The following is a 1,882-nucleotide window of genomic DNA, read 5'->3' as shown; positions in this document are numbered from 1 at the left end:
CGACACCACAACACCGAAACATTTAAGTGAGGTTCAGAACACAACAATATGCGCACGACTTGGCTACAAAAATCCTGTGATCGAGCTCGTCTCCGAAGAGCAAAATATTCGAATCGTACAATCGCCCGACAATGAAACTATGGTGCGAATGCTCAAAAAAATCATTGTGATTGCTTAGTCGGCTCAACACACGTCATCGACTTTACCTTGATGAAAACGCACGAAAAAGGCATCGCAAAAACCAAAGTGCGTCTAGCAGAAAAACCATTTTTCTTCGCACTCCCTCAAAACAAGGTCGGTACAATTAAAGAAGTAAAAATGCATTTAGAGGAGCTAAAACGCACTGGAGAGCTGGATCGAATTGTTGCGAACTATACGGGTAGCTAAGTAACTATGCGATCCACTGTGAAATGTATGAATGGTAAAAAGGGATACCAAAAATAACGTTCAGAGGGAAGGTCAAGCCTAGTGATAACAGCATGGCTAAGCCAATATCCGCATCGGGAATAGCGCTTCGAATTGCTGCCGGCGCAGCAATATAGGAAGCACTAGCGACTAAAGTCGCAAGAATAAGAACTGAGCCTTCAGGCAGCCCCAAAGCTATACCAGCGCCTGCGCCAATCGCAGCAAATGCAAGCGGTGTGACGCATGCGAAGATAACCAGTTTCCATTGTTTGTATGGGAAGGGACGGAGTGTTTCAGCCGCGGTAAGTCCCATTTCTAACATGAAGATAGCCAAGATTGCTTTGAAGCCTCCTGTCAATAACTCGGTGACCGACGCACCTTGCACTGGCCCGTACATCCAGCCAATCAGAACACCACCAACGAGCAATACAACACCTCGGTTCGTCAATGTTTCATGCCAAATAGCGCGATGAGAAACGCCTTCAACTTGCTTCTCCGAATTGAAAAAACGATAAATGGCGAGGGCAACAATAATCGCTGGAAGCTCTAACATAACCAGATAAAGCGTCGTTTGCGCACCAAACTCAATGTTATTGGACTCTGCATACGTCAGCACAACCGCAAAGGTACCGGCACTAACCGAACCATAGTGAGCTGCAATACTGCTGGCGTTGGCGAGAGATACGCCACAGACAAAACGTAAGATAGGAAGAATTAATAAAGGGCAAATCGCTCCAACTAAGGCGACGGTTAACATCTCCCATATCAAGTTAGTCGAAACACTACCAAATAAGGCCATACCACCCTTCAATCCGATGGTAAGCATTAATAGTAAACTCAGGGTATCGTAGGCTTCTTTTGGAATACTCAAATCAGATTTGAGAAGCCCGGCAACTAGGCCGAGCAAAAAAAACATGACAACGATATCAGGCATAGTAAGTCTTTCGCACAGAACAGTAGCCAAACGGCTATGCAAATCAGAAGAGACAACAAAGGCAAGCGCGTTTTTATTGGTCAGCCTTTTATTGCCGCGAGACTATTGTAAAAGTATTTGTTAGATTCTCATAGCATATAAAACAGCTATATTTCTGAGACCCTCTAAAAATATCCCTCTAAAATGCCTCAATTTTTTCGAATCCAACTGAATAGTTTTATTCGCCGTGTCGAAAATGCGCAGGATCTTAAATGCCTTATAAAAGACCAAGGTGTGACATTAACGCGTAGAGGACGATCTCGAAATTGGACAATCGAACTCAATACAGAACAGTCCATCAACTTACAAAAGAGTATTGAATCAGCGAAACAAGAAAGCTGGCTATGGGTTGCAAATCTGCTTAAGAAGCAGCGACCAGAATTAAATTTGAAAGACCTAAAAACGCTTGCCAAAGAACATTGGCCAATCAGCGTTAATCAACTCATGATGCTCACAGACTGTACGAGCGCACAAGCTAGGCTAGTTATTGACGAAATTGAATGG

At 43.8% G+C, this 1,882-nt stretch carries 3 protein-coding genes; 2 read left to right on the top strand and 1 reads right to left on the bottom strand.

Annotated elements, in window-relative coordinates:
• The first annotated feature begins 210 nt into the window (after positions 1–210).
• Positions 211–387, top strand: a complete 177-nt coding sequence (locus A3738_RS30230) for a hypothetical protein (protein ID WP_156502777.1) — start codon at positions 211–213, stop codon at positions 385–387.
• Positions 388–391: 4 nt separating this feature from the next.
• On the opposite strand, the gene A3738_RS26965 is transcribed toward A3738_RS30230, so the two are convergent.
• Positions 392–1,339, bottom strand: a complete 948-nt coding sequence (locus A3738_RS26965) for a sodium-dependent bicarbonate transport family permease (protein ID WP_068502969.1) — start codon at positions 1,337–1,339, stop codon at positions 392–394.
• A 183-nt stretch (positions 1,340–1,522) separates the two neighbouring features.
• On the opposite strand from A3738_RS26965, the gene A3738_RS26960 reads away from it, so the two are divergent.
• Positions 1,523–1,882 (top strand): ribosome recycling factor family protein (locus A3738_RS26960; protein WP_068763981.1); only part of this gene is annotated, 360 nt, incomplete at its 3' end.

The organism is Oleiphilus sp. HI0066, from assembly GCF_001635725.1.
This window is presented reverse-complemented; position numbering and strand designations above follow the sequence as displayed.